At 55.1% G+C, this 22,755-nt stretch carries 24 protein-coding genes; 10 read left to right on the forward strand and 14 right to left on the reverse strand.

The annotated features are described in order from the left end of the window. Positions 1 to 24 precede the first annotated feature (24 nt). The 6 genes from tatA to ubiE all read right to left on the reverse strand — a co-directional run bounded on the left by tatA (position 25) and on the right by ubiE (position 4,208). The gene (gene tatA, locus ACJJIM_RS19635) at positions 25 to 288 is read right to left on the reverse strand and encodes a Sec-independent protein translocase subunit TatA (protein ID WP_444892350.1); all 264 of its coding nucleotides are present in this window, start codon (positions 286 to 288) and stop codon (positions 25 to 27) included. A gap of 88 nt (positions 289 to 376) precedes the next feature. Next, positions 377 to 709: a phosphoribosyl-ATP diphosphatase gene (locus ACJJIM_RS19640; protein WP_282930677.1), complete on the reverse strand. Its 333-nt coding sequence runs from the start codon at positions 707 to 709 to the stop codon at positions 377 to 379. A 7-nt stretch (positions 710 to 716) separates the two neighbouring features. Then, the gene (gene hisI, locus ACJJIM_RS19645) at positions 717 to 1,109 is read right to left on the reverse strand and encodes a phosphoribosyl-AMP cyclohydrolase (protein ID WP_282934621.1); all 393 of its coding nucleotides are present in this window, start codon (positions 1,107 to 1,109) and stop codon (positions 717 to 719) included. A gap of 51 nt (positions 1,110 to 1,160) precedes the next feature. After that, positions 1,161 to 2,771, reverse strand: coding sequence for a ubiquinone biosynthesis regulatory protein kinase UbiB (gene ubiB / locus ACJJIM_RS19650; RefSeq protein ID WP_444911796.1), 1,611 nt, complete (start codon positions 2,769 to 2,771; stop codon positions 1,161 to 1,163). A 2-nt stretch (positions 2,772 to 2,773) separates the two neighbouring features. After that, complete coding sequence (locus tag ACJJIM_RS19655; RefSeq protein WP_444911797.1) at positions 2,774 to 3,403, reverse strand: ubiquinone biosynthesis accessory factor UbiJ; 630 nt, start codon at positions 3,401 to 3,403, stop codon at positions 2,774 to 2,776. Positions 3,404 to 3,458: 55 nt separating this feature from the next. After that, positions 3,459 to 4,208: a bifunctional demethylmenaquinone methyltransferase/2-methoxy-6-polyprenyl-1,4-benzoquinol methylase UbiE gene (ubiE, locus tag ACJJIM_RS19660; protein ID WP_108734987.1), complete on the reverse strand. Its 750-nt coding sequence runs from the start codon at positions 4,206 to 4,208 to the stop codon at positions 3,459 to 3,461. 123 nt (positions 4,209 to 4,331) lie between these two features. Here ubiE and ACJJIM_RS19665 point away from each other — a divergent pair, with 123 nt between their 5' ends. After that, positions 4,332 to 5,144, forward strand: coding sequence for a CHAD domain-containing protein (locus ACJJIM_RS19665; protein WP_444911798.1), 813 nt, complete (start codon positions 4,332 to 4,334; stop codon positions 5,142 to 5,144). Between the two features lie 55 nt (positions 5,145 to 5,199). Here ACJJIM_RS19665 and ACJJIM_RS19670 read toward each other — a convergent pair whose 3' ends face one another. The 7 genes from ACJJIM_RS19670 to ACJJIM_RS19700 form a co-directional block, all read right to left on the reverse strand. Next, the gene (locus tag ACJJIM_RS19670; RefSeq protein WP_444911799.1) at positions 5,200 to 6,762 is read right to left on the reverse strand and encodes an alkaline phosphatase; all 1,563 of its coding nucleotides are present in this window, start codon (positions 6,760 to 6,762) and stop codon (positions 5,200 to 5,202) included. A 16-nt stretch (positions 6,763 to 6,778) separates the two neighbouring features. Beyond that, positions 6,779 to 8,314, reverse strand: coding sequence for an alkaline phosphatase (locus ACJJIM_RS19675; protein WP_413663795.1), 1,536 nt, complete (start codon positions 8,312 to 8,314; stop codon positions 6,779 to 6,781). A 265-nt stretch (positions 8,315 to 8,579) separates the two neighbouring features. Continuing rightward, positions 8,580 to 8,954 (reverse strand): gamma-butyrobetaine hydroxylase-like domain-containing protein, encoded by a 375-nt coding sequence (locus ACJJIM_RS19680; RefSeq protein WP_413663796.1) that lies wholly within the window; start codon positions 8,952 to 8,954, stop codon positions 8,580 to 8,582. 5 nt (positions 8,955 to 8,959) lie between these two features. Then, on the reverse strand, positions 8,960 to 10,276 hold the full coding sequence (gene hslU / locus ACJJIM_RS19685; RefSeq protein ID WP_282930670.1) for an ATP-dependent protease ATPase subunit HslU: 1,317 nt from the start codon (positions 10,274 to 10,276) through the stop codon (positions 8,960 to 8,962). 73 nt (positions 10,277 to 10,349) lie between these two features. After that, positions 10,350 to 10,889, reverse strand: a complete 540-nt coding sequence (gene hslV, locus ACJJIM_RS19690) for an ATP-dependent protease subunit HslV (RefSeq protein ID WP_108734993.1) — start codon at positions 10,887 to 10,889, stop codon at positions 10,350 to 10,352. 165 nt (positions 10,890 to 11,054) lie between these two features. After that, positions 11,055 to 11,633, reverse strand: coding sequence for an SPOR domain-containing protein (locus tag ACJJIM_RS19695; RefSeq protein WP_413663797.1), 579 nt, complete (start codon positions 11,631 to 11,633; stop codon positions 11,055 to 11,057). Between the two features lie 82 nt (positions 11,634 to 11,715). Then, positions 11,716 to 13,929 carry a primosomal protein N' gene (locus ACJJIM_RS19700; protein WP_444911800.1) on the reverse strand — a complete coding sequence of 738 codons (2,214 nt, stop codon included), beginning with the start codon at positions 13,927 to 13,929 and terminating at the stop codon, positions 11,716 to 11,718. A 597-nt stretch (positions 13,930 to 14,526) separates the two neighbouring features. Here ACJJIM_RS19700 and rpmE point away from each other — a divergent pair. From rpmE to rsd, 9 genes are all read left to right on the forward strand, one after another. Then, the gene (rpmE, locus tag ACJJIM_RS19705; protein ID WP_108734996.1) at positions 14,527 to 14,739 is read left to right on the forward strand and encodes a 50S ribosomal protein L31; all 213 of its coding nucleotides are present in this window, start codon (positions 14,527 to 14,529) and stop codon (positions 14,737 to 14,739) included. Between the two features lie 382 nt (positions 14,740 to 15,121). Next, positions 15,122 to 16,375, forward strand: coding sequence for a malic enzyme-like NAD(P)-binding protein (locus ACJJIM_RS19710; protein ID WP_108734997.1), 1,254 nt, complete (start codon positions 15,122 to 15,124; stop codon positions 16,373 to 16,375). Positions 16,376 to 16,505: 130 nt separating this feature from the next. Further along, positions 16,506 to 16,937 (forward strand): hypothetical protein, encoded by a 432-nt coding sequence (locus tag ACJJIM_RS19715; RefSeq protein WP_444911801.1) that lies wholly within the window; start codon positions 16,506 to 16,508, stop codon positions 16,935 to 16,937. 40 nt (positions 16,938 to 16,977) lie between these two features. Beyond that, a complete protein-coding gene (gene gshA, locus ACJJIM_RS19720) occupies positions 16,978 to 18,606 on the forward strand; it encodes a glutamate--cysteine ligase (protein ID WP_413663800.1) in 1,629 nt (542 codons plus the stop codon). A 34-nt stretch (positions 18,607 to 18,640) separates the two neighbouring features. Next, positions 18,641 to 19,243, forward strand: a complete 603-nt coding sequence (locus ACJJIM_RS19725) for an acyl carrier protein phosphodiesterase (RefSeq protein ID WP_413663801.1) — start codon at positions 18,641 to 18,643, stop codon at positions 19,241 to 19,243. Then, on the forward strand, positions 19,240 to 19,731 hold the full coding sequence (locus ACJJIM_RS19730) for a disulfide bond formation protein B (protein WP_282930663.1): 492 nt from the start codon (positions 19,240 to 19,242) through the stop codon (positions 19,729 to 19,731). Before ACJJIM_RS19725 ends, ACJJIM_RS19730 begins: the two co-directional genes overlap by 4 nt. A gap of 36 nt (positions 19,732 to 19,767) precedes the next feature. After that, positions 19,768 to 20,154: a CidA/LrgA family protein gene (locus tag ACJJIM_RS19735; protein WP_413663802.1), complete on the forward strand. Its 387-nt coding sequence runs from the start codon at positions 19,768 to 19,770 to the stop codon at positions 20,152 to 20,154. After that, positions 20,151 to 20,837 (forward strand): LrgB family protein, encoded by a 687-nt coding sequence (locus ACJJIM_RS19740; RefSeq protein WP_413663803.1) that lies wholly within the window; start codon positions 20,151 to 20,153, stop codon positions 20,835 to 20,837. The genes ACJJIM_RS19735 and ACJJIM_RS19740 overlap by 4 nt, the downstream gene beginning before the upstream one ends. A 169-nt stretch (positions 20,838 to 21,006) precedes the next feature. Continuing rightward, on the forward strand, positions 21,007 to 21,474 hold the full coding sequence (rsd, locus tag ACJJIM_RS19745; protein ID WP_413663804.1) for a sigma D regulator: 468 nt from the start codon (positions 21,007 to 21,009) through the stop codon (positions 21,472 to 21,474). Between the two features lie 134 nt (positions 21,475 to 21,608). Here rsd and ACJJIM_RS19750 read toward each other — a convergent pair whose 3' ends face one another. Next, positions 21,609 to 22,397 (reverse strand): FKBP-type peptidyl-prolyl cis-trans isomerase, encoded by a 789-nt coding sequence (locus ACJJIM_RS19750; protein ID WP_444906864.1) that lies wholly within the window; start codon positions 22,395 to 22,397, stop codon positions 21,609 to 21,611. Positions 22,398 to 22,755 lie beyond the last annotated feature (358 nt).

Genomic DNA, 22,755 nt, shown 5'->3' on the forward strand with positions numbered 1-22,755 from the left:
GACACTCGCCTTAGTCGTTGCCGATTATTTGTCCTGAGACTGTTTATCTTTATTTTTGACAGTACTGTCTTGGCCTGGCTTCTCTTCCTCATCGTGCTTGAGACGCTCGACATCTTTGTCTTCATCAGCATCCTTGGATTTGTCTTCATCCTTAACTGCTTTGCGGAAACCCTTAATTGCGCCACCCAGATCGCCTCCGAGGTTTTTCAAACGCTTGGTTCCGAACAGTAGCAAGACTATGACCAGGACAATCAACAACTGCCAGATACTAATTCCACCGAATCCCATAATTGTCTCCATTACATTCAATAGGATGGCTTGAGTTTCTTACCGGGCACTCCCGCCATCAGGGGTGGTGCCACAAGTGATTCAAATTTTACTTAGTTCGCGCAGCTTTCTCTTCCAGGCCAGAAAGACCAAATCGGCGCCCAAGCTCTCGAACCACGTCCTGAGAATCAGCGCCCAAGTGAGATAGCATGACCAGCGAGTGAAACCATAGGTCCGCTGTCTCGGCAACCAGGTCTCGATTATCGCCACTACTCTGTGCGTCTTTTGCTGCAAGAATAGCTTCAGTGGCTTCTTCACCGACTTTTTCCAAAATCTTGTTCAGGCCTTTGCTATGTAGACTGGCCACATAGGATTCAGAAGCATCACTGCTATTTTTACGGCTTTCCAATACCGCATCGAGCTGTTGCAGCACATCTTTCATAATTGTTTCACTTATAAATGGACTTCGGGTCCTGAATCACCGGCTGATTCACCTGCCACTCTTCATCTTGAAGGAGGTGATAGAAACAACTACTGCGTCCGGTATGACAGGCGATTCCACCTTCCTGCTCGACCAACATTAATACGGTGTCCCCGTCACAATCCAGACGCAATTCACGCACCTTCTGTAGGAAGCCGGAGGTTTCTCCTTTGCGCCACAGGCCCTTGCGGGATCGGGACCAATAGACTGCGTAACCCTCACTGGCAGTGAGCGCCAGCGATTCGCGGTTCATCCAGGCCATCATCAACACCCGCCCGGTTTTGAAATCCTGCGCAATCGCAGGAACCAGGCCATCACTGTTCCAGCTGACTTTATCGAGAAAACCGGCCTTTGCTTGAATTTGAGTCAATGTCTAACAATCCTTAGAAGTTCCAGTGTAGGCCGAAGCGCCCTAGGGCCACAGCAGTAGCACTAGTGCAGCAACGCCCAGTACCCAACCGGTCGGCGGCAACTGAGCCAGCCATTCCGGCTTACTGACAGCGATGGCGCCAACGCCCAACACAACTCCGGCGACCCGCCGAATATATTGGCGCAAGCCTCGGCGTTGCGAGCCCGCCAACTGCTCGCCAATTACCTCTAACTTGGGCGCCAGTTCCCGCGACTGCTCCAGAGCTGAGTACACCAGCTGTGGCATCTGCGGGAATTTCTCAAGCCACTCCGGACCGTAGCGCTTTATCTCACCCACAATTGTTTTGGGGTGGATTCGATCGCGCATCCAGCGCTCTAAAAATGGATGAGCAGTCTTCCACAGATCCAGCTGCGGATAAAGCTGTCGACCCAAACCTTCGATATTCAACAGGGTCTTTTGTAACAGTACCAGCTGTGGCTGTACCGCCATATCGAATCGGCGCGCGGTCTGGAACAGACTGATCAACACCCGAGCGAAGGAAATCTCTCCCAGGGGTTTTTCAAAAATGGGCTCACAGACCGAGCGAATAGCGGACTCAAAGGCATTGATCGGCGTATCGGAGCGAACCCAACCACTTTGCACGTGCAGCTCCGCCACCATACGGTAATCGCGGCGGAACATCGCCAGGAGATTGCGCGCCAAATAGTACTGGTCTTCCCGTGTCAGGCTACCGACGATTGCGGTATCAATCGCAATATATTGCGGGCGTTGCGGGTGCTCCCTGGAAACGAAAATGTTGCCCGGGTGCATATCCGCATGGAAGAAGTTGTACTCGAATACCTGCTTAAAGAAGATCTCAACACCGCGCTCAGCCAGCAGCTGCATATTGGTGTCCTGGGCGCGAAGCTGGGCCAGGTCGGTGACGGGGATACCGTCGATACGCTCCAACACCAGGACATTTTCACGGGTGTAATCCCAGTGCACTTCGGGGATATACAACAGCGGGGAGTTGGTAAAGTTGCGGCGGAGCTGGGTGCCGTTGGCCGCTTCACGAGTTAGGTCCAATTCACCTTCAATCGTGTGCCGATAGTCCTCAACCACCTCCACCGGGCGCATGCGGCGCCCTTCGGGCACAAAGCGTTCAATTCCACGAGCGATCACCCCCAGGAGCTTCAAGTCTTCCTGGATTACCTCATCAATGCCCGGGCGCAGTACTTTGACGACTACCGATTCGCCGCTCTTTAATTCAGCCGCATGCACCTGTGCAACTGAAGCCGCTGCCAGTGGCTGCTGATCAAATTTGGCGAAGACCTCATCCACCTTGGCACCAAGGGCTTCTTCGATCAGAGCCGTGCACTGGTCACTGGGGAAGGGCGGCACCTTGTCCTGTAAATAATCTAATTGCTCGACAATATCTGGCGGTAGCAGGTCGGGACGAGTGGAGAGAAGTTGGCCAAATTTAACGAAAATGGGGCCCAGCTCTTCCAAGGCTCGGCGCAGCCTTTCGCCCCGTGGCATCTTGGACTGCGGCAGCAACTTCACCGGAAGCAGTAATCCCCGCAACCACAGTGGGCGCTCCTCGGCTGGCAATAATTGATCGAGACGATAGCGCAGAAAAACCCGCGCAATTGTGAGACTGCGACGAACGGGCAAAACTACTCGGCCTCCCTGCGGGAAAACTGTTCTTCCAGCAAGCGCACGCGCGCTTCGAGCCGCTCTGTAGCCAGGGAGGTCTCAGCCAGGTCTTCGACAAATGCTTCGAACTGGGCCTGGGGCGGGGTCAGCTGCCACTCCTCACTGATAGCCTCTGCCGCCACTTCAGGCGCCCGATTCAGGTTACCTCCCAACCAGCGGGCAGCATCGCGCAGGACATTGCCAATTGAGTGGGCGGGAATATCGCCAACCACTTGCGCCAACGGCGCTTCCCAATCGATATCCAGGTCACTCAAGATCCATTGCAGTTCTGCCAGCAGGGCACTTGAGCCGCTCACAGACACCCCCAGTCCGGCAGGAGTTGCATCCGGGTCTTTGATCAGGCGTACAAAAGACAGCGCTGAGCCGCCCAATTGGGTGGTAACTTCCCCCTCCCAGTGCTGGCGCACCCGCACCTGGTCACCCTCGATACACAGGCAAAACTGTAGCTGCGGGGCGGTTAAATCCAGCGCCATGGTCTTTCCATCCAGTGCGGAAAGGCGCTCGCGTGTCGCCGGGTCATACTGGAGGGCAGCATTAATTGTGGTTTCCAGCGCGGCATCAAAGCCCGCGCGAAAAGTGGGGTCGCTCATGGCGGTTTACGGCCTCGTGCCTGCGCTCAGAGAAAAAATAGGCTTATGCAGTTTTTCAGGGCTTGATGCCCCGGTGCAAAGCGACAATTCCGCCGGTCATATTGTGGAATTCACAATCGACAAAACCGGCATCCGCCATCATCCCCTTGAGGGTTTCCTGATCTGGATGCATGCGGATACTCTCCGCCAGGTAGCGATAGCTGTCCGCATCATTGGCAACCAGTTTGCCCATAAATGGCAACAGGCGGAAAGAGTACTGATCGTAGACTTTCTCCAACAGCTTCGACTGGGGCTTGGAAAACTCCAGCACTAACAATCGGCCACCGGGTTTCAACACGCGCAACATGGAGCGCAGTGCCAGGTCCTTATCGGTGACATTGCGCAGGCCGAAAGCGATCGTGATGCAATCAAAGGTATTGTCCGGGAAGGGCAGGTACTGGGCATCCGCCTGCACCGGCACCACGTTGCCGGCGATTCCCCGGTCGAGCAGGCGATCGCGACCCACTCGCAACATCGATTCGTTGATGTCCGCCAATACTACCTGGCCGCTGGCACCCACAATACGGGAGAAGCGCGCGGTGAGGTCACCGGTACCCCCGGCGATATCGAGAATACTTTGGCCCCGTCGGGCCCCGGACAATTCGATGGTGAAGCGCTTCCAGAGGCGGTGAACACCTCCAGACATCAAGTCGTTCATTACATCGTAACGGGCTGCTACAGAGTGGAACACTTCTGCCACACGACCGGCCTTTTCTTCCACCGGCACTTCCTGGTAGCCGAAGTGGGTGGTCTTGCGATCCTTCATGCTATGCCTGCTGAGCGAAAACTTTAAAAGGCCATTGTACATTGCCGGAGCCAGTGGGGCACCGCTTGAAATCAAGCAGAGCGGAAACCACTAAAATTTAATGGGATCACCCGGGACTGTTCTATGAGCTACCAATTCCAATGTGACTCTCCTTTTCCCGAGCAAATCAAATCTATCGCCCAGGCAGAAGTAACGGCGGCAAACGGATACTTGCTCCGCAACGGAGGGGAAACTGCCGTCCACGAACTGCGCAAACGCTGCAAGAAAATTCGCGCGCTACTGCGCCTGGTCCGCCCACAAATCGGTAGCACTTTTCAGCGCGAAAATACCCACTACAGAAAATTGGCAAACACTCTCGCCCACACCCGCGACCTCACAGCACTGCGCATCGCTTTACTGGGATTGGCACCGCCACATCACTTTCACCGGTTACACCATCTCCTCGACGAACTGATCCAGGCAGAGCAAAACCACTCAGCGGTTCAAGCGGCATTGAAACTCCTCGATAAAGGTCAAATAAGAATTCCATCGTGGCCGCTTGAACAGCTCGGCTGGCATGATGCGGAAGCCGGTTACCTGCGCGGCTACCGAAAAGCCGCAAGCGCATGGCGTAAAGTGCGCAGGCACAAAAATGCAAACCGCCTGCATCTATTGCGTAAAAGAGCCAAGGATCACTGGTACCAGAGCCGCTTATTGAGGAAGCGTTATCCGCTCACTGTGGGCGAGCGCTGTAAGTCACTAAAGGAGTTGGGAGAAGTTCTGGGTAACTGGCGTGATCTCCATTTGCTGGCACGGCTGGTAATCACTCAGGGAGACAAGCTGCAAAGTGAGTTTGGCACGGTGCTAAAAATTATCCGGCACCGACAAAGCCTACTAATGAAAAAGACCGAAGCACTCTGTGGGGCGCTTTTCTCCAAGCCTCAATTCAAGATCTAACCGGGGAAAGTGTCGGTGTGGATGAACATGCCATCCACACCGACAGCTGATGGAATTACTGTTCCAATAATCCGCCAGCGCGTGCCATTACGTGAAACAGGAAGTTTTGTTCGTTGGTGCCGCTCACCAGGTGCGCACCCGGTCCGCGCGCCCAAACACCCACATCCTCACCGGCGTGGGATTCACTGCTCATGGGAATCAGGGCATCCTGCTGGTAATCCAGGGCGGCAGTGTCTGTGCTCACCAGGCTCGGACGCGCTCCGCTATCACCGGCACTGTAGCCCGGGCCATTGGCATAGCTCAGAGTCGTGTAGGGCAGGCCATCTTCCGCCAGGGCATGAGAGGTTTCCGCTTCGCCATGGCCGTCATTGCCAATCACTTTTCCGAGAATGGGGTTACCGCGAGTGGGGTAGCCGGCGATAGTCATCACGTGGCTGTGGTCCGCAGTAACAACAATCAGGGTGTCTTCTGCACTGGTATTATCCATGGCGTACTGAATCGCTTCTGCAAATTCCACCGCATCGGTCAGGGCGCGATAGGCGTTGCCGGCGTGGTGACCGTGGTCGATACGACCGGATTCCACCATCAGGAAGTAGCCGCCCTCATTTTTCTGCAGCATCTCGAGACCTTTGGCGGTCATCTCTGACAGGGAGGGCTCACCGGCTTTGTCGTCCTCGCGAACAGCCTCGAATTCCATATGTGAGGAATTAAACAGGCCGAACAACTTGTCAGTTGCAGAAGCGTCTACGGCTTCAAAAGCAGTGGTGTCTTCAACGTAAGCAATATTATTTACACCGTCGTCGTAACGGGCCTTCCATTCATCCACCAGGTTGCGCCCATCTTCACGGCGCCCCGCTTCACCTTCGATATCGGTAATATCGCTGGGCAGGAAGTTGCGACGGCCACCGCCCATCACCACATCGATACCATCACCGGCTTCAAGCTCAATCAGTTGAGCGGCGATATCGGTGCAGCCATCCGGGGCTGCTTCTTCCCAGCCGCGCTCAGGCACCTTGGCATAAGTAGCCGCCGGAGTGGCGTGGGTGATACGCGCGGTGCTGATAATACCGGTGCTCTTGCCCAGGTCTTCAGCCAGCTCAATTGCCGTCGTCAGCGGGTACTCGAGGCTGGCAGCACAATCGCCGCGCGCAACATTTTCGGCAACACTCAATACACCGGCCTTGGTTTTAACACCGGTTACCAGCGCGGTCATGGTGCCGGCAGAGTCCGGGGTTTGCTGGTTGGTGTTGTAGGTTTTAACCAGACCGGCAAATGGCATCTTCTCAAAGCTCAGCTGGTATTCCTCACCATCGAGGCCCTGCTGCTGACCCGCCAGGATACGGGCGGCGGTCACTGTGGAGATACCCATACCATCGCCAACGAACAGGATAATGTTCTTGGCGGCACCGGGGGTGTTGTTGATTTCTACAGCGCTCGCTTCTTCGATCGCCTGCTGGGCTTCCTGGAACCAGCTGCTGTTGCTCTGCGCAGAGGAAACACCGACATGCTCCTCTTCGGGTAATTCCACTACGTCGTCAGAGTTTGAGTTGTCGTCGCTACAGGCGGTGGCCAGTAGGGCGACAGAGAAAGCCAGTACTGTTTTCTTAAAATGTCTCATGGTGAATTACCCCCAGTTATTCTTCTGTCAGCGACAGGTCGGTCGCAGCAGTCATCACGTGGAAGACTGCACTCTGCTCCAGGCTACCTTGTACCCGCTCGGCGCCGGCGCCGATAGCGTGCAAGCTGATATCCTCGCCCGCATGGCTCTCAGACTCCAGGTGCACCATTGCTTCCTGGTGGAAGCCCGGCGCCTCGGTATCCACGCCGGAGAGATCTTTGCGTCCGGTATCGGCGGCGATATCGTAGCGCTCATCCGCGTCGGTATTTTCACCTAAATCGGCATAACCCAGGCCATTGGCATAGCTCAGGGTGGTGTAAGGTTTACCGTCCGCAGCGAGACCTTCTTCCGCTTCTGCGGCACCGCTGCTGTCATTCTCAACCACTTTACCGAGTATCGGGTTACCGCGAGTCGGATAGCCGGCGATAGTCATCACATGGCTGTGGTCGGCGGTCACGAGGATCAAGGTGTCCTCAAGATCCACTTTATCCAAAGCAACCTGTACCGCATCCGCAAAGGCGATGGCATCGTGCAAGGCGTTATAGGCATTACCGGCATGGTGGCCGTGGTCGATACGCCCGGACTCTACCATCAGGAAGTAGCCATCGCTGTCTTTTTCCAACAGCTCGATGGCGGTATCAGTCATCTCGGCAATGCTCGGCTCATCGCTGTCCTTGGCGATGCGATCCGCATCGTAACTCATGTGGCTGCTGGTGAAGAGCCCCAATAACTTATCGGTGGAGGCAATGTCGACGCCTTCCAGCTCGGACCCACTCTCCACGTACACAGCAGTCTGCTCGCCGTCATAGCGCTCCAGCCATTCACTGGTCAGGTCGCGGCCATCTTCTCGCTTGCCATCGTTGTCGGTGGTAACAAAGTTGCGGCGGCCACCGCCGAGCATGACATCGATACCGTCGCCGGCAGACATCTCAACCATCTGCGAGGCGATATCGGAACAATCACCCTCGGCGGAATACTCCCAGTTGCGCTCCGGGCTGCGCGAGTAAGTGGCTGCGGGCGTGGCGTGAGTCAGGCGCGCAGTGGAAACAATGCCGGTGGCCTTGCCACGGCTCTCCACCATTTCCAGGAAGGTGTTTAACTCCTTACCCTCAGTGCTGGCGCAATCAGCTCGCAGTGCATCGCCGTCGATATTAATTACACCGGCGCGGGTTTTTACACCGGTCATCATAGCGGTCATGGTACCGGCAGAATCCGGGGTCTGCTGATTGGTGTTGTAGGTTTTGATCAGTGCGGTATGCGGAAACTCTTCAAAAGAGAGTGCATTTTCTTCGCCGCTCTCACCGACTAGCTGGCCTTCAAGAATACGGGCGGCGGTTAGTGTGGAAATGCCCATTCCATCGCCGACGAACAGAATTACATTCTTCGCAGTTTTTGCCTCTCGGGAAAGCGAAGCGCGCTCTTCCAATCGGTCAGCACTTTCCGTGTACCAGGCACTATTGGTTTGGTAGTCGGGCAGGGTTGCCGCTGAAACAGCGGAAGCGAGAGGAATCAGACAAAAGGCGCTCAGTGCGCGGACAATTGTTTTTGCCATGGGGGCCTCCGAAACTCGTTAATTTGGCGAGCATTAGAGTTCCAAAATGTGACAAAAGAATTACGCGCCGGTTACGTTGTTAATATCTTTGCTCTGAAAATCAATGAATATCAAAGAATTACGTAAACTTGACAATATTTGGCAAAGACGTACCAAAAATTAATTATTTCGGTAATAAATTATTGAGAAGAGTGGGGAGATATTGAGAGAGAGAAGGGTGGAACCGCCCCCTGGGGAGCGGTTGTCATTACCGATCAATTTGCCACTAGCCGATAAACTTCACCACACTCTCATCCGGGTCGCGGCCCTGACCAGCATCGCGCAGACGCTGTAGGTAAGCCTCCCAGTTGGACGAATAGTTTTCAGCTAGTTCGTGCAAATACTCCCAGGTAAAAATACCGGTGTCGTGGCCATCGTCGAAATCGATTTTTAGCGCATAGCGGCCAGCCGCCTCCACCGTATCGATACCCACATGCATTTTGCCACTGACCAGCACCGGTTCGCTGGCACCGTGGCCACGCACTTCGGCGCTGGGGGAGTAGACGCGCAGGTACTCTGCCGGCAAGGTAAATTCAGCATCGCCAAATACCAGATGCAGGCTTTTCTCTGCGCGATTTAATCGGATTTTTTGCGGTTTCATTATATTTACAAAATAAAACGCGACAGGTCTTCGTTCTGGCTCAACTCGCCCAGATGGCTGTCCACATAGGCGGCATCAATGTTCAGCGAAGTATTGCCATCGCCCGCATCAAAGGAAATTTCCTCCAGCAAGCGCTCCAATACCGTGTGCAGACGGCGTGCACCGATATTCTCGGTGCGCTCATTCACCTCGAAGGCCACTTCCGCGATGCGGCGAATACCGTCTTCACTAAATTGCAGTTCCAGCCCCTCAGTGGCCAGCAATGCTTTTTGCTGCTCGGTAAGGGAAGCGGACGGCTCGGTGAGGATACGCTCAAAATCTGCGGAGCTCAGCGAATTCAATTCCACGCGAATGGGCAGGCGACCCTGCAACTCGGGAATCAGGTCCGAGGGCTTGGACAGGTGGAAGGCGCCGGAGGCAATAAACAGGATGTGATCGGTTTTAATCATGCCGTACTTGGTGTTAACCGTGCTGCCTTCAATCAGTGGCAGCAGGTCGCGCTGTACCCCTTCGCGGGAAACATCGGCACCGCCGCTCTCCTGGCGCTTGGCGACTTTATCGATTTCATCGATAAATACGATGCCATTCTGCTCAGCAGCGCGGATCGCACGGGTCTTAACGTCTTCGTCATTGACCAGCTTGGCCGCTTCCTCGTCGGTAAGCTGCTTGAGGGCCTGTTTCACCGGCAGCTTGCTCTTGCGGGTCTTGCCCTGGGACATATTGGAGAACATGCCCTGAAGCTGGTTAGTCATTTCCTCCATACCGGGAGGGGCCATAATCTCAACGCCCATAGGCGCAGCGGCCAGATCCACCTCAACCTCTTTGTCATCGAGATCACCTTCGCGCAACTTCTTGCGGAATAGCTGGCGAGTGCTGGAATCCTTATCGGTGGGCTCGGTGGAGCGCGCCGGCGGCAGCAGGGCATCGAGGATGCGCTCTTCTGCTGCGTCCATAGCGCGCTGCTCAACACCAGCCATGGCCTGCTCGCGTTCCTGCTTCACTGCCATCTCGACAAGATCGCGGACAATCGACTCTACATCCCGACCGACATAGCCCACTTCGGTAAATTTAGTCGCCTCTACCTTGATAAAGGGCGCGTTCGCCAGTTTAGCCAGGCGGCGGGCAATTTCCGTCTTACCCACGCCGGTAGGGCCAATCATCAAAATATTTTTCGGCGTGATCTCGGCGCGCAGGTCTTCACTAACCTGCATACGGCGCCAGCGGTTGCGCAGCGCAATGGCTACCGCACGCTTGGCCTCCTGCTGGCCGACAATATGGCGGTCGAGTTCGTGGACAATTTCTCTGGGTGTCATCTGGGACATACAAATTCCTGCAAAAATTCTTGCGGGGGCTTAAACAGCCCGCCAGCCGGTCACTCTAGGGTGTACCCGGTAATCAATAAGCCAGTTCTTCGATGGTGTGGTTCTGGTTGGTGTAAACACAGATATCACCGGCGATCTTCAGTCCCTGCTCCACAATAGAGCGGGCATCCATATCGGTATTGTCCAGCAGCGCGCGGGCTGCCGACTGGGCGAAGGGGCCACCGGAACCGATAGCAATCAGGTCGTCTTCCGGCTGAATCACGTCGCCATTACCGGTCACAATCAAACTGGCAGTGGAATCGGCAACCGCCAGCAGGGCCTCCAAGCGGCGCAGGGCGCGGTCGGTACGCCAATCTTTGGCCAACTCCACAGCGGCGCGGGTCAGCTGGCCACCGTGGGCCTCAAGCTTGGCTTCAAAACGTTCGAACAGGGTGAAAGCGTCTGCAGTACCACCGGCAAAACCGGCAATAACCTTATCTTTGTACAGGCGACGCACCTTGCGCGCATTGCCTTTCATAACGGTGTTGCCCATGGACACCTGGCCGTCGCCGCCAATCACAACTTTGCCGTTGCGGCGACAGGATAAAATAGTAGTTCCGCGATACTGTTCCAATGGAGACCTCTCGGATTGCGCGTGTACTCTGGCAGCGGGCATCGAAGTGCCCGCGCCGGGGAATTGTCTTCAGACTAGGTAAGTGAGGACGGTACGCGCCGATTTCAATAAGAGAGGTCACAATTACTGAGTGGGGCAACACACCTTAATAAACGGAATTGATGGTCACTGGGTCGCCGGGCGTTTTAGCACCAGCGGCATCAGGCGATGCTCAGCCAATGTTTGGCGCGCTTTGGCCATCCGGGAGCGGTTGCTGTAAGGGCCCACCAATACCCGGTGCCAGGTACCCCGGCTATCGGTGGCCGATTCCACTTTGACATCCAGGTTGGCCAGGGTCAGCTCAACGCGCAAGCGCTCCGCTTCAGAGGCATCGCGAAACGATGCCGCCTGCAGGATATATACCTGTGCCGGGGTGCTGCGATCGGGTTCCGATGAGCTACTGTTCTGGGAACTGTTGGTGGAGTCACTGCGGCGCGCCGGTTGTGCCACTTTGGGCGGGGGTACCGTGACTTCGTTTTCTTTTAATTTTGTATAAAAATCAAAACGCGGTTGAGGCGATGTTTCCTCTCGCTGCTGCACCGCCTTTGGCTTAATGCTGCTTATTCCCCGGCTGTCCTTGTCCATGCCCTGAAGAAACAGTACGGCCACCGCAAAGCCACCGACAAAATTCCCCAGGACAAACCAAACCCATGCGGGTTTGCCTGCGGCTTTTTTACTGCGGCGATTACTGGTGCGACGGCTCATCGAAAATTTCTTCCCTGCAAGGTTTTAGCGGTTTGTGAATTGTACCGCCAATTTAGTGCCAGGCGCGTAACCCAGCGCATATTCACGATAATTCCTGCGCATCCATATCCACAGCCCAGCGCAGGCGGCGATTTTTATTGCCCTCCGCCCAGGCACACACTCGCGCCAGCAGCGGCTGTAAGTGGGCTCGGTTTTGTGCGGTGACCTGAATATAAAACCGGAAGCGCCCGGATTTGCGCTCCAGTAGTGCCGGCACCGGCCCCAGATATTGGATCTGCGGCGATGGGGGTGCCAGGGACTGCATAAAGAGTCGCGCATTTTGTAGAAACTCTTCAGCCCAACCAGGCTCTTCACACTCCGCTCTCACCAGTGCCATAGCACTCGCGGGAGGCAACTGTGCAACCGTGCGATCCCTCAGCAACTGGCGCGCAAAAGCGCCATAGCCTTTTTCCAGCAGCAATTGTAAAAGCGGGTGCTCGGGGAAGCGGCTCTGAACCAATACCCGCCCACTGAGACTGCCGCGCCCCGCACGACCCGCCACCTGTTCCAATAACTGGCCGGTACGCTCTGGCGCACGGAAATCTGCACTGAACAAGCCGCCATCGGCATCCTGGATCACTACCAAAGTGACCTTGGGCAAATGGTGCCCCTTGGCCAGCATCTGGGTTCCTAACAACAGGCAGGGCTCGCCCTCCCGCGCCGGTGCTAACAATTTATCCAGCGCCTGTTTGCTCGCCGTGGTATCCCGGTCCACACGTATCACCGGGTAGTCGGCAAAGCGACGGGCCAACAGTTCCTCGCTGCGTTCCGTGCCGGCACCCAGGGCCGAGATCGAACGGCTGTGACATTGTGGACAGCTATCAACCAGCTGGCGGCGGTAATCGCAGTGATGGCAGCGCAACTGGCGTTGCCGCCGGTGCATAGTCAGCTTGCTCGAGCAGTGCGGGCAGTCCGCCAGCCAGCCGCAATCATCACAAGTCAGCGCGGGGGCAAAGCCGCGCCGATTGATAAACACCAGGGCCTGCTCACCCCGAGCGAGGGTATCGCCGATATGGCGCAACACCTGGGGAGAAAACCCCTCTTCCAAAGGCTCCCGCAGTGTCGGTACTACGTGAATTTGCGGCGGCTTGGCATCACCGGCGCGATAGCGCATACGCAGGTGTTGATAGCGCCCATTCAAAGCGTTGTGCAAGGTTTCCAGAGAGGGCGTGGCCGAACCCAAAACCACCGGTACATTATTGTTGCGGCCCAAAACCACGGCCAAGTCCCGGGCCGAATAGCGCACACCGTCCTGCTGTTTAAAAGAGGCATCGTGCTCTTCATCGACAATCACAACGCCGAGCCTGGGCAGGGGCGTCATAATGGCTGAGCGGGTGCCGATCACAATATCTGCCTGCCCACCTGCGGCCGCCAACCAGGATTGAGCGCGCTCGCCATCGGCCAGCCCGGAGTGCAGCGCTGCGATACTGTGCTTGGGGAAGCGAGCGGCAATACGCCTCAGCGTTTGCGGCGTAAGTCCAATCTCCGGCACCAATAACAATGCCTGGCGACCGCTATCCAGAACCCGCTGCATCAGGCGCAGATAAACTTCGGTCTTGCCACTGCCGGTGGTGCCCTCCAGTAATGAAGCAGAAAAGCTGCTGCAATCGATACTGTCGAGCACCTGTTGCTGTTCGCTGTTCAGCTCCGGGGCCGCTGTGCTCTCTGCAGCGGGCAATGGCGCAGGTACGGTAGGGCCTGGAATCCACTCCACCAGGCCGCGATCCTGCAGGGCGCGAATCACGGGGGTATTGTGGCCGAGGGCCTTAAGGTGGGTTCGGCTCTGCTTGCCATCACTCAACAGCAACTGGAACAGAGCCTGCTGCTTGGGCGCGCGCGCCAGTGCAGTTTCCGGTAAGCCCTTTCCCTCTGTCGTGAGCTGAAGCCACTGCTCCGCCCAATGATCAGACGGCTTACCTTTGCGCAGCGCCACGGGCAGGGCAGCGGCGTAGACCTCGCCGAGGGGCGCCTGGTAATAGTCGGCAATCCAGGACAGCAGCTTGCGGCTGCCATCACCAAACAGAACCTCCGAATCCACCAGTTCCAGCGCTGGCTTCAAACTGCTGTGCGGCGACTCCTGCACTATATCCAACAGTACTGCCACTAACTTGCGCCCGGCAAAGGGCACCCAGAGGCGCTGGCCGGGCCGCAATGACTCCGGCGAAAGTCCCTCCGGCGGCAAATAGTCAAACAAGCGCCTCAGGGGCACGGGCACTGCCAGCCTTAAAATGACTCTCTGTTGGACTGACTCCTGCACCTGGCCCCCACTCACTCAAGCAAAAGGCGCTAGTGTAATGGCAGATGTGGCAAGTTGCAGGGCTTCGTCGGGGATAATGACTGTTAAGGAGCCTCTGAATAACTCCGTGATACCTCTGGCATGCAGAGCGGTTCACAATCAAGGCGCGGCTTCGCTGGAATGTCTAGACCTTTCAAGAAGTCGCAACGCGGAGTGTGAATCGCTCTGCACGCCCCGAAGGGCGGGCCTTGAAGGCCACAGCTGCTGCGTTGCAGCTCTTGCCAAGGGCTACGGCCATTCGCGGCGAGCTGCGCCTAACATCTGCAGCCTTCAAGACCCGCAGAGGCATTACGGAGTTATTCAGAGGCTCCTTAAGGCCGAATTGGCGACTTAGGCGTCACAGAGGAATTAGTGAGGTCAATTGTTATCAAAGCTGTTGTGCAATGCTAACAAGTGGCCATCCTCAGTTATTTCGCCACCCAATTGTGCTTGAACCGCGACATTAATCTGATAGTATGCGCCGACTTTTTAAACAGCCTGGAACCATACTGGTTCCTGCACCAATGACGATGCCGTGCTCGGCAAAAGATCGAGTGGCGGTTTCGAAAAGAGGCAATCATGAAAGCAGATATCCATCCTAACTACACCGACATCTCCGCTACCTGTTCCTGCGGCAATGTTGTAAAAACCCGTTCCACTCTGGGCAAAGACCTGCAAATCGACGTTTGCTCCCAGTGCCACCCTTTCTACACTGGCAAGCAGAAGCAGGCTACCACTGGTGGTCGTGTTGACCGTTTCAAGAAGCGTTTCGGCAGCCGTATCGGCAAATAATCCGGGCTCTTCGCTCGAGTGGGCCCGCCGCTTGCGGCAGGGTCCATTCCAAAAAGGCACCTCACACTGTGATGGTGCCTTTTTTGTATCTATTCATTCCCCATCATATCCAGCAGCCGTAAGCGTCTGTGTACAAAATCAAAATCGACTTGAATCGCTTAACCTTACCGCTATTGGCGACCATTTTATCCTTATAAATCAAAATATTGCGGCTATTTATCCCGAAAATCGTCGACAAGCACGATAAAAATAGAAGTCCGTACCATATATTGCAGATTTTCACGCTTGTAGCGCCAAGCTTCCCTCGGTTATTCTCTGGCCCCCGCAGTAACCGGGATAACACTTAAGTGTTGTCCACAGTATTCGAGAGAAAAGCCCCCAAATGACGGATTCATTGCGCCAGGCAGCGCTCGATTACCACGCGCTCCCCAGTCCCGGCAAACTTTCAGTAGAACTGACGACCCCTGCCGAAACCCAGGAAGACCTGTCCCTGGCTTACAGTCCCGGCGTCGCCGAACCGGTGCGAGAAATCGCCAAGGACCCAGAAGCAGCCTATCGATATACCGGCAAAGGTAATCTGGTAGCAGTCATTTCCAATGGCAGCGCCATTCTCGGTCTCGGCAATCTGGGCCCGCTGGCCTCAAAACCCGTGATGGAAGGCAAGTCACTGCTGTTTAAACGCTTTGCCGATATCAACTCAGTAGATATCGAAGTTGATGCCAGCAGCCCGGAGCAGTTTATTCAGACTGTGGCCTCAATCGCCAACACCTTCGGCGGTATCAACCTCGAAGATATTAAGGCGCCAGAGTGCTTCCATATTGAAGAGACCCTGATCGAGCGCTGCCCGGTACCGGTTTTTCACGACGATCAGCACGGCACCGCCATTGTGACCGTTGCCGGTATGCTCAATGCTCTGGAGATTCAGGGTAAGAAAATCAGTGAAGTGCATATGGTCTGCCTGGGCGCAGGTGCCGCTGCGACCGCCTGCTGCAAACTGCTGCTGGCTGCCGGAGCGCGCAAAGAGCAGATCACCATGCTCGACAGCCGTGGGGTTATCCACTCGGGGCGGACGGATATTAACGCCTACAAAGGTGAGTGGGCGCGGGATACCGATATGCGCACCCTCGACGATGCCATCGCCGGTGCAGATGTATTCCTCGGTGTGTCCGGCCCGGACCTGCTCTCCGCCGAACAGCTACAGCGCATGGCCCCAAAACCGGTGGTCTTCGCCTGCTCCAACCCCAACCCGGAGATTAAACCCGAGCTGGCTCACAGTGTGCGCGACGACCTGATTATGGCCACAGGCCGTTCCGACTACCCAAACCAGGTTAACAACGTCCTCTGCTTCCCGTTTATTTTCCGGGGTGCCCTGGATGTTCGCGCTGCGCGCATTAATGAAGAGATGAAGCTGGCAGCGATCGAGGCGATCCGCAAAATTGCCCACCTGCCGGTACCGGATTCAGTGCGCGAAGGTTATGGCGGTATCGAGCTCAGCTTCGGGCCCAACTATATCCTGCCCAAGCCAACCGACCCGCGTTTACTGCCTGAGGTGGCTTCGGCCGTAGCTCGAGCCGCCGTAGACAGTGGCTGTGCGCGCCTGCCCTACCCAGACAACTATCCCTTGGAAACCCTGTAAAGATCACAGATTTCCTCACTTAACCCGTTAGAGCAGGCATTTACCGCTTTCGCTCTAACGGAGTTCTTGAGCCATAAAGCCCCCGTCGCTAAACTGCCTTTCTGTCACAGCATCAAAGTTGCCCAACATAATGAGTCATGTGTACGTGCTGACCAATCAGCACCAGCAGTTCCTGAGTAAAAGCGGCGAATGGACCGATGGCCGCGAGCCAAACAAACTGTTTCGCAGCGAGCATAAAGACGTTGCTATCAACCAGATGTTTGAGGCCAATACTCGCAATGTGAGCCTACGCATTGAATTGCTGCTGTGCGAACTCAGCATTAAGGGGCAGCCCCAGATCCCCGAGGAAGCTCTGGCACCGGTATCCAGTGATGAGAGTCAGGGTGACCCTGAAATCACCCCCTCAACACCTGAGGAACTGCCAGAGCAGGCCAACCCGGAGATAGAACCCCAGCCTGCGCCTGAAGTCGCACCGGAAGAAGCGCCTGAGGTTGCCCCGGAACCAGCGCCCGCTGAAACGCCCGCACAGCCTGACGAAAACAAATCTGAATCCGCCGCCTGAGCGCCAGAACATTCAGCACCGGCACAGAGAGTCGCCCGAGATGGCAGCGATAAAGAAGCGTTCCGGTAGTACCAAGGAGATTCGAGTGCCCATTTCCCACCTGGCCGCGCTATCGCAAGCCAAACCAGCCCAACTGCTCAAAGGCATCCTCCGCGGTGTCGAGAAAGAGAGCCTGCGTGTCGCTCCCGATGGTGCCCTTGCGCAAACGCCGCATACCACAGCACTGGGCTCCGCACTTACCCATGAAAGTATTACTACCGACTTCTCTGAGGCCCTACTGGAATTTATTACGCCACCAGTAGCAACCCCAGAGGAAGCGTTACAGGTCTTGGACCGTATCCACCGCTACACCTACAACCAGATCGGTGACGAGCGCCTGTGGGTTAACAGCATGCCCTGTGCGATTGGCGAAGATAAAGATATTCCCGTTGCCCGCTACGGCAGCTCTCACAGCGGCACAATGAAAACTATTTACCGGCTGGGCCTGGGGCTGCGCTACGGCCGAGCCATGCAGACCATTGCCGGTATCCACTACAACTTTTCGCTTCCTGAAGAGTTCTGGCTGTGGCTGCATGAAATCGAAGGCAGCAGTGAGGATTTAAAGAGTTTTAAAACCCGTCGCTACTTCGATCTAATTCGCAATTTCCGCCGCAATTACTGGTTGCTGATTTACCTGTTTGGCGCCGCACCTGCGGTATGCGCTTCTTTTGTCGATGGCCGCGAGCACAGTCTTGAGCCCTTCAATGGGGATGACCACACTCTGCACGTGCCCCACGCTACGTCCCTGCGTATGGGCGACCTGGGCTACAACAGCAACGTGCAGCAGTCACTGGTGGTTTGCTACAACGACCTGCGCAGCTATTTATCGACGCTCTGTTCAGCGATCAGCAGTTCCTACGGCCCCTACCAGGAAATGGGGGTTAAAAATGAAGGCGGCGACTACCAGCAATTGTCCACAGGCATACTGCAAATCGAGAATGAGTTTTACTCACCGATCCGTCCCAAAAACCCCGCCAAACGCGGCGAAACAGCGCTGTCTGCCCTGGATAATCGCGGTGTTGAATATGTTGAAGTGCGCTGTCTCGACCTGAACCCCTTCGCCCCCCTGGGAATTGACGCCCAGCAGATGCGCTTTCTCGATAGCTTCCTGCTGCACTGCCTGCTCACTGACAGCCCCAAAACCAGTGATGCCGATTACCGCAGTACCCAGGAGAACCAACAGCGTATCGTCTACCGGGGTCACGAACCGGAACTAACACTGCTGGATAACGGTGGCGAGCGTAAACTGAGCGACTGGGCCACCCAATTATTGGAAGAGGTCGACTCAGTGGCAGAACTGCTGGATAACGCCTGGGGCGGCTCGCAATACCGCGGCTCAGTGGGCGTGCAGAAGGCCAAGGTGAAAGGGGATATCCTCACACCGGCACAGCAGATACTGGCAGAGATGCGCGAACAAAACATTACCTTTTCCCAGTGGGCTATGGATAAAGCCGAACAGCACCGCCGCTACTTCCTGGAACGCCCTCTGGACAGCGACTATCTGCAAGACTTCTTACAGCAGGCAGAAACCTCACTGCTCAAGCAAAAAGAAATTGAAGCGCAGGATAGCGGTACTTTTGAAACATTCCTGAGCCGTTACTATGCCCAATACAACTGCTGCCAGGACTAGCGGCTGATACAGTGCCGCAGCCTGAGCGAGGCTTATGAACTATCTGGCACACCTGTTACTGTCCGGGCCCAATCCGCGCTGGCGACTGGGCGGGCTCCTGGGGGACTTTGTTAAAGGCCCCCTGGATGACAGTTGGCCAACGGATATTGAGCATGGTATTCGCCTGCACCGTCGCATCGATGCCATCACCGATGCTCACCCGGCCTACCGGGATGCCCTGTCACAACTGGACCCGCGCTGGCGTCGCTATGCCGGTATCGCACTGGATATATGGTTTGATCACCTGTTGGCAGAAAACTGGCAGCAGTGGCACTCTGAGGCGCTGGATGAGTTTTGCCGGCGCTGTTGGAGAGACTTTCATTTCGACAGCCGGTATATTCCGCCACGCGCAATGGCATTTATTGAGCGCGCCGAGCAAATTAAGCTGCTGCAAAGTTACCGCGAGGAGCGGGTAATCGAGCTGACCCTGGAGCGGGTTGGACAGCGGTTGCGCCGCCCGGTAGCACTGCAGGAGCTACTGCCTGAACTTATCGCCGGGCGGAACAAACTGGAAAGCAATTTCAATAAACTATTAACCGACTTGAATCTCGAAGCGAACCGCTTTCGACAGCACTATTCAGGACCCGAATTACCATGACCTTACCCAACCCGCGCATCACTTTTCTTCTGGTCTTCCTAATGGTGGCCTTTTTACTCGGCTCCGCCTTTTATCTCGAGTACGTGCAGGGGCTGGAGCCTTGCAAATTGTGTATTACCCAGCGGGTAATGCTATTGGGTGTTGGCGTAGTTTCGTTGATCGCATTCCTGCACAACCCTGCCACCATTGGCCGTCGTGTCTACGGCCTGCTGGTATCCCTATGGGCAATGGGTGGTCTCTACTTTGCCGGTCGCCAGCTTTGGCTGCAAAGCCTGCCGGAAGACCAAGTGCCGGCCTGTGGTCCAAGCGTCAGCTATATGATTGAAGTTTTCCCGATGGCCGATGTGCTCAAGGCGCTGCTGAGCGGCGATGGCAATTGTGCTGAAGTACAGTGGACCATGATGGGCCTGAGTATCCCCGGTTGGGCCGCTATCGGTTTTGCCGGTCTGATCCTGTTCGGTGGCTGGCAAGCATTCCGCAGAGCTTAACAATCTCCGGCGGCTTTACCGGCCGCCATTTCCTACATGTCAAAATCCACGCTGCACAACATACTCCGCTGGCTGGGGGGAGCTGCCATTCTGGTTGCCTGTACCTGGCTGGGCAATTTCACCAGCTCAAGCCTGTCACTACCCATTCCGGGATCTGTCATAGGGATGCTGATGCTACTGGTGATTCTCGTGTTCAATGGTGGGGCTCCCGCAGGCCTTGCCAAAGTCAGCTCACAACTGCTTTACCTATTGCCGCTGTTATTGCTACCGGCGGCTGTCGGGGTATTTTTTTTCCAGGGCCTGACTCTATCCGACTGGCTAGCCTTAATCGCCGCTATTGTGATTGGCACACTGATCAGTATCGCTATTTGCGCACAGCTACTAAAGAAATTGCTGATTCGCTCTGGGGGTAATAGAGAGTGAATGAATTTCTGGCGAGCCCAATCTTTGTATTGCCCTTGAATGTCATAGCTTTTCTTGTCGGCGTTACCCTTTACCGGCGCTACAAGACTGTTCTGCTGCACCCTATCATCAGCGCTAGCATTTTGACCGCAATAACATTGAGTGTTCTCCATATCCCCTATGAGAGTTACCAGGGCTCCAGTGCATTACTGTACAGCTTGCTAGGGCCAGCAGTTGTTGCCCTGGCTGTCCCTCTCAAACAAAATCTAGTGATTATCCGCAAAGCCGGCTGGCCGCTACTTGTCACTATTTTTGTGGGTGCGATTTTGGCCCCAGTTATAGCGGTATTAATCGCCTTGGTATTTGGCGCGGGCAAGTCAGTACTACTGGCGTTGAGCGGCAAATCTATTACCACACCCATCGCATTGGCCCTGGCGGAAACAATCCACGCTTCTCTCAGCCTCACTGCAGCTATTGTGGTCTTGACCGGGGTGGTCGGTGCTATCGCTGGCCCAGCTCTAATGAGTAGGCTCAATATTCACGATGAGCGCATTGTCGGTATCGTACTCGGCATCAATGCCCACGCGGTGGGGACCGCACGAGCATTAGAAATCAGCGCCCTGTGCGGCGCCTGTGCAGCATTGGCCATGGGTACCTGCGGTACGCTCACCGCGCTGATTTTGCCGCTCATTATCAGAGGATAAAACACCCTAGATTTGCTCCACCAAAGATCGCCGCAGGCATCGTTGTATTCTGGCGTAGATCACACTCTGCACCTTGCCGTCGGCGGGGGAATCTCCTATCTTCTTAGGGCCTTCGGGATCAGCAATAAAGCTGGCTATCACGGCAACAGTAACCAAAGGATTCTTGGAGATGCTGGAAAATTGTAAATCTGCGCGCGAGCGCTGGGGTGGCGTCAGTGAAATCATTGACCGCTGGCTACAGTCCCGACAAATCCTGCTGGTAAGTTACTACCATCTATCTGAGAAAAAAGAATTTAACGATGGGGATTCGGAGACCGAGAACGGTGTTCGTCATCTTTGCCAGTTGCTGGTGGACTACGTCTCTGCGGGACACTTTGAGGTATACGAACAGCTCATACTGGAAGGCCAGGCTTTTGATGATAAACAGGGGCTGCAACAAGCGCGGGAACTCTATCGGGATATTGATGTGACCACTGATGTCGCTGTCGATTTCAATGATAAGTACCAGGAAACCGACGATCTATCCAGCCTGAACCCGGATTTGTCACAGCTGGGGGAAGCACTGGAAACCCGCTTTAGTTCCGAGGATCGAATGATCGCACTTTTGCACACAGCCCATAAAAACCAGCTGGTCTAAAAAACTGAATTCATCACTGTAAAGGCGATGGGAAGCCGGCGCCTTTAATCGAATATTTTTGCTGTTGATTTTTCAAGGTAAAAAATAAAGGCGCCCATTGGGCGCCTTTATTGAATCCAAAGTAGTAAATTTAATTACTCACTTTTGGGCTCTTCTTTTTTCTCTTCTTTTTTCTCGGCGCCATCTTCCTTGCCAACATTGGCTTTGTGCAGCTCCACTTCAAAAATCAGCGTTGCGTTAGGGCCGATCTTACCGCCTGCACCACCCGGGCCATATGCCAGCTCGGAGGGGATGTAAAGCTCCCACTTGGAACCCTCTTTCATCAGTTGCAACGCTTCGGTCCAACCCTTGATAACACCATTAACCGGGAACTGGACCGGCTCACCACGGGCGTAAGAGCTATCAAACTCTTCACCATTAATCAGGGTACCCTTGTAGTCCACTTCAACAGTGCTGTTCTCACTGGGCTGGCCGCCGGAACCCTCAGTAATCACTTTGTACTGCAGGCCGGAATCAGTGGTAACAACACCATCTTTCTTGGCATTCTCTTCGAGGAAGGCTTTTCCTTCCTGCAGGTTTTTATCAGCAGTCTCTTTGAATTCTTTCTCTTGCTGAGCCAGCATTTCCTGCTGCTTCTTCTGCATTTGCTCTTGGAAGGCAGCGATAGTTTGCTGCTTTTCTTCTTCAGTCAAACGGGATTCATGGCCGCTGGAGACATCCTTAAGAGCCATCATCACCACTTGGGGATCTAATTTCACATCCTGAGCTTCAAGGCGCTTCGCCATATCTTCGGCAATGATGTAGCTGACCTTCTTCTCCTGGGTGTCCAGGGCAACTTCTTTTTCCTGCTTAGATCCCTGTTCGTTACAGCCGGTCAGCGCCAGGCCAAGGGCAATTGCTGCAGCCAAAGGGTATTTATTCATGGGTGTTGTCTCTTTGTCCGTATTGCGTTGAATGATTCGCGCTTGACCCTGGGTCAATGCCTGCGGCGGCTTATCAAGTAATCCTGACTCGGCCCTTAGCCTCCAGGCGCACCTTTTCCGCCAGTCCGCTCAAGTCTAACCTAAGGCGACTGCAAGTGCATACCGATGACGCGCACACTGTGCAGGACACCACATTCCACCTTAAGGTTCCAGGGACCAGCGAGAAAAAAATACATTTACAGCACTATTTTCGCTGCTTACGGCATACATTTTTTTTAAAAACAGCGCTATTATCGACCAGTCGCCGGTTATTGTTCCGGACTGTTTGAGGTGCTTTTCAGTTTCAGAACAATTTACA

It is taken from the genome of Microbulbifer maximicatervae (SeqCode), assembly GCF_052467615.1.

Bases quoted from the DNA above. Each gene is read 5' to 3' on its own strand.
- ACJJIM_RS19695 (WP_413663797.1), bottom strand. From the start codon at position 11,633: ATGAGCCGTCGCACCAGTAATCGCCGCAGTAAAAAAGCCGCAGGCAAA.
- ACJJIM_RS19655 (WP_444911797.1), bottom strand. From the start codon at position 3,403: ATGAGCGACCCCACTTTTCGCGCGGGCTTTGATGCCGCGCTGGAAACC.
- ACJJIM_RS19680 (WP_413663796.1), bottom strand. From the start codon at position 8,954: ATGAAACCGCAAAAAATCCGATTAAATCGCGCAGAGAAAAGCCTGCAT.
- gshA (WP_413663800.1), top strand. From the start codon at position 16,978: ATGGCAGCGATAAAGAAGCGTTCCGGTAGTACCAAGGAGATTCGAGTG.
- hslU (WP_282930670.1), bottom strand. From the start codon at position 10,276: ATGTCCCAGATGACACCCAGAGAAATTGTCCACGAACTCGACCGCCAT.
- tatA (WP_444892350.1), bottom strand. From the start codon at position 288: ATGGGATTCGGTGGAATTAGTATCTGGCAGTTGTTGATTGTCCTGGTC.
- rpmE (WP_108734996.1), top strand. From the start codon at position 14,527: ATGAAAGCAGATATCCATCCTAACTACACCGACATCTCCGCTACCTGT.
- ubiE (WP_108734987.1), bottom strand. From the start codon at position 4,208: ATGAAGGATCGCAAGACCACCCACTTCGGCTACCAGGAAGTGCCGGTG.
- ACJJIM_RS19735 (WP_413663802.1), top strand. From the start codon at position 19,768: ATGTCAAAATCCACGCTGCACAACATACTCCGCTGGCTGGGGGGAGCT.
- ACJJIM_RS19710 (WP_108734997.1), top strand. From the start codon at position 15,122: ATGACGGATTCATTGCGCCAGGCAGCGCTCGATTACCACGCGCTCCCC.
- ACJJIM_RS19640 (WP_282930677.1), bottom strand. From the start codon at position 709: ATGAAAGATGTGCTGCAACAGCTCGATGCGGTATTGGAAAGCCGTAAA.
- ACJJIM_RS19665 (WP_444911798.1), top strand. From the start codon at position 4,332: ATGAGCTACCAATTCCAATGTGACTCTCCTTTTCCCGAGCAAATCAAA.
- ACJJIM_RS19670 (WP_444911799.1), bottom strand. From the start codon at position 6,762: ATGAGACATTTTAAGAAAACAGTACTGGCTTTCTCTGTCGCCCTACTG.
- ACJJIM_RS19725 (WP_413663801.1), top strand. From the start codon at position 18,641: ATGAACTATCTGGCACACCTGTTACTGTCCGGGCCCAATCCGCGCTGG.
- ACJJIM_RS19730 (WP_282930663.1), top strand. From the start codon at position 19,240: ATGACCTTACCCAACCCGCGCATCACTTTTCTTCTGGTCTTCCTAATG.
- rsd (WP_413663804.1), top strand. From the start codon at position 21,007: ATGCTGGAAAATTGTAAATCTGCGCGCGAGCGCTGGGGTGGCGTCAGT.
- ACJJIM_RS19675 (WP_413663795.1), bottom strand. From the start codon at position 8,314: ATGGCAAAAACAATTGTCCGCGCACTGAGCGCCTTTTGTCTGATTCCT.
- ACJJIM_RS19750 (WP_444906864.1), bottom strand. From the start codon at position 22,397: ATGAATAAATACCCTTTGGCTGCAGCAATTGCCCTTGGCCTGGCGCTG.
- ACJJIM_RS19715 (WP_444911801.1), top strand. From the start codon at position 16,506: ATGAGTCATGTGTACGTGCTGACCAATCAGCACCAGCAGTTCCTGAGT.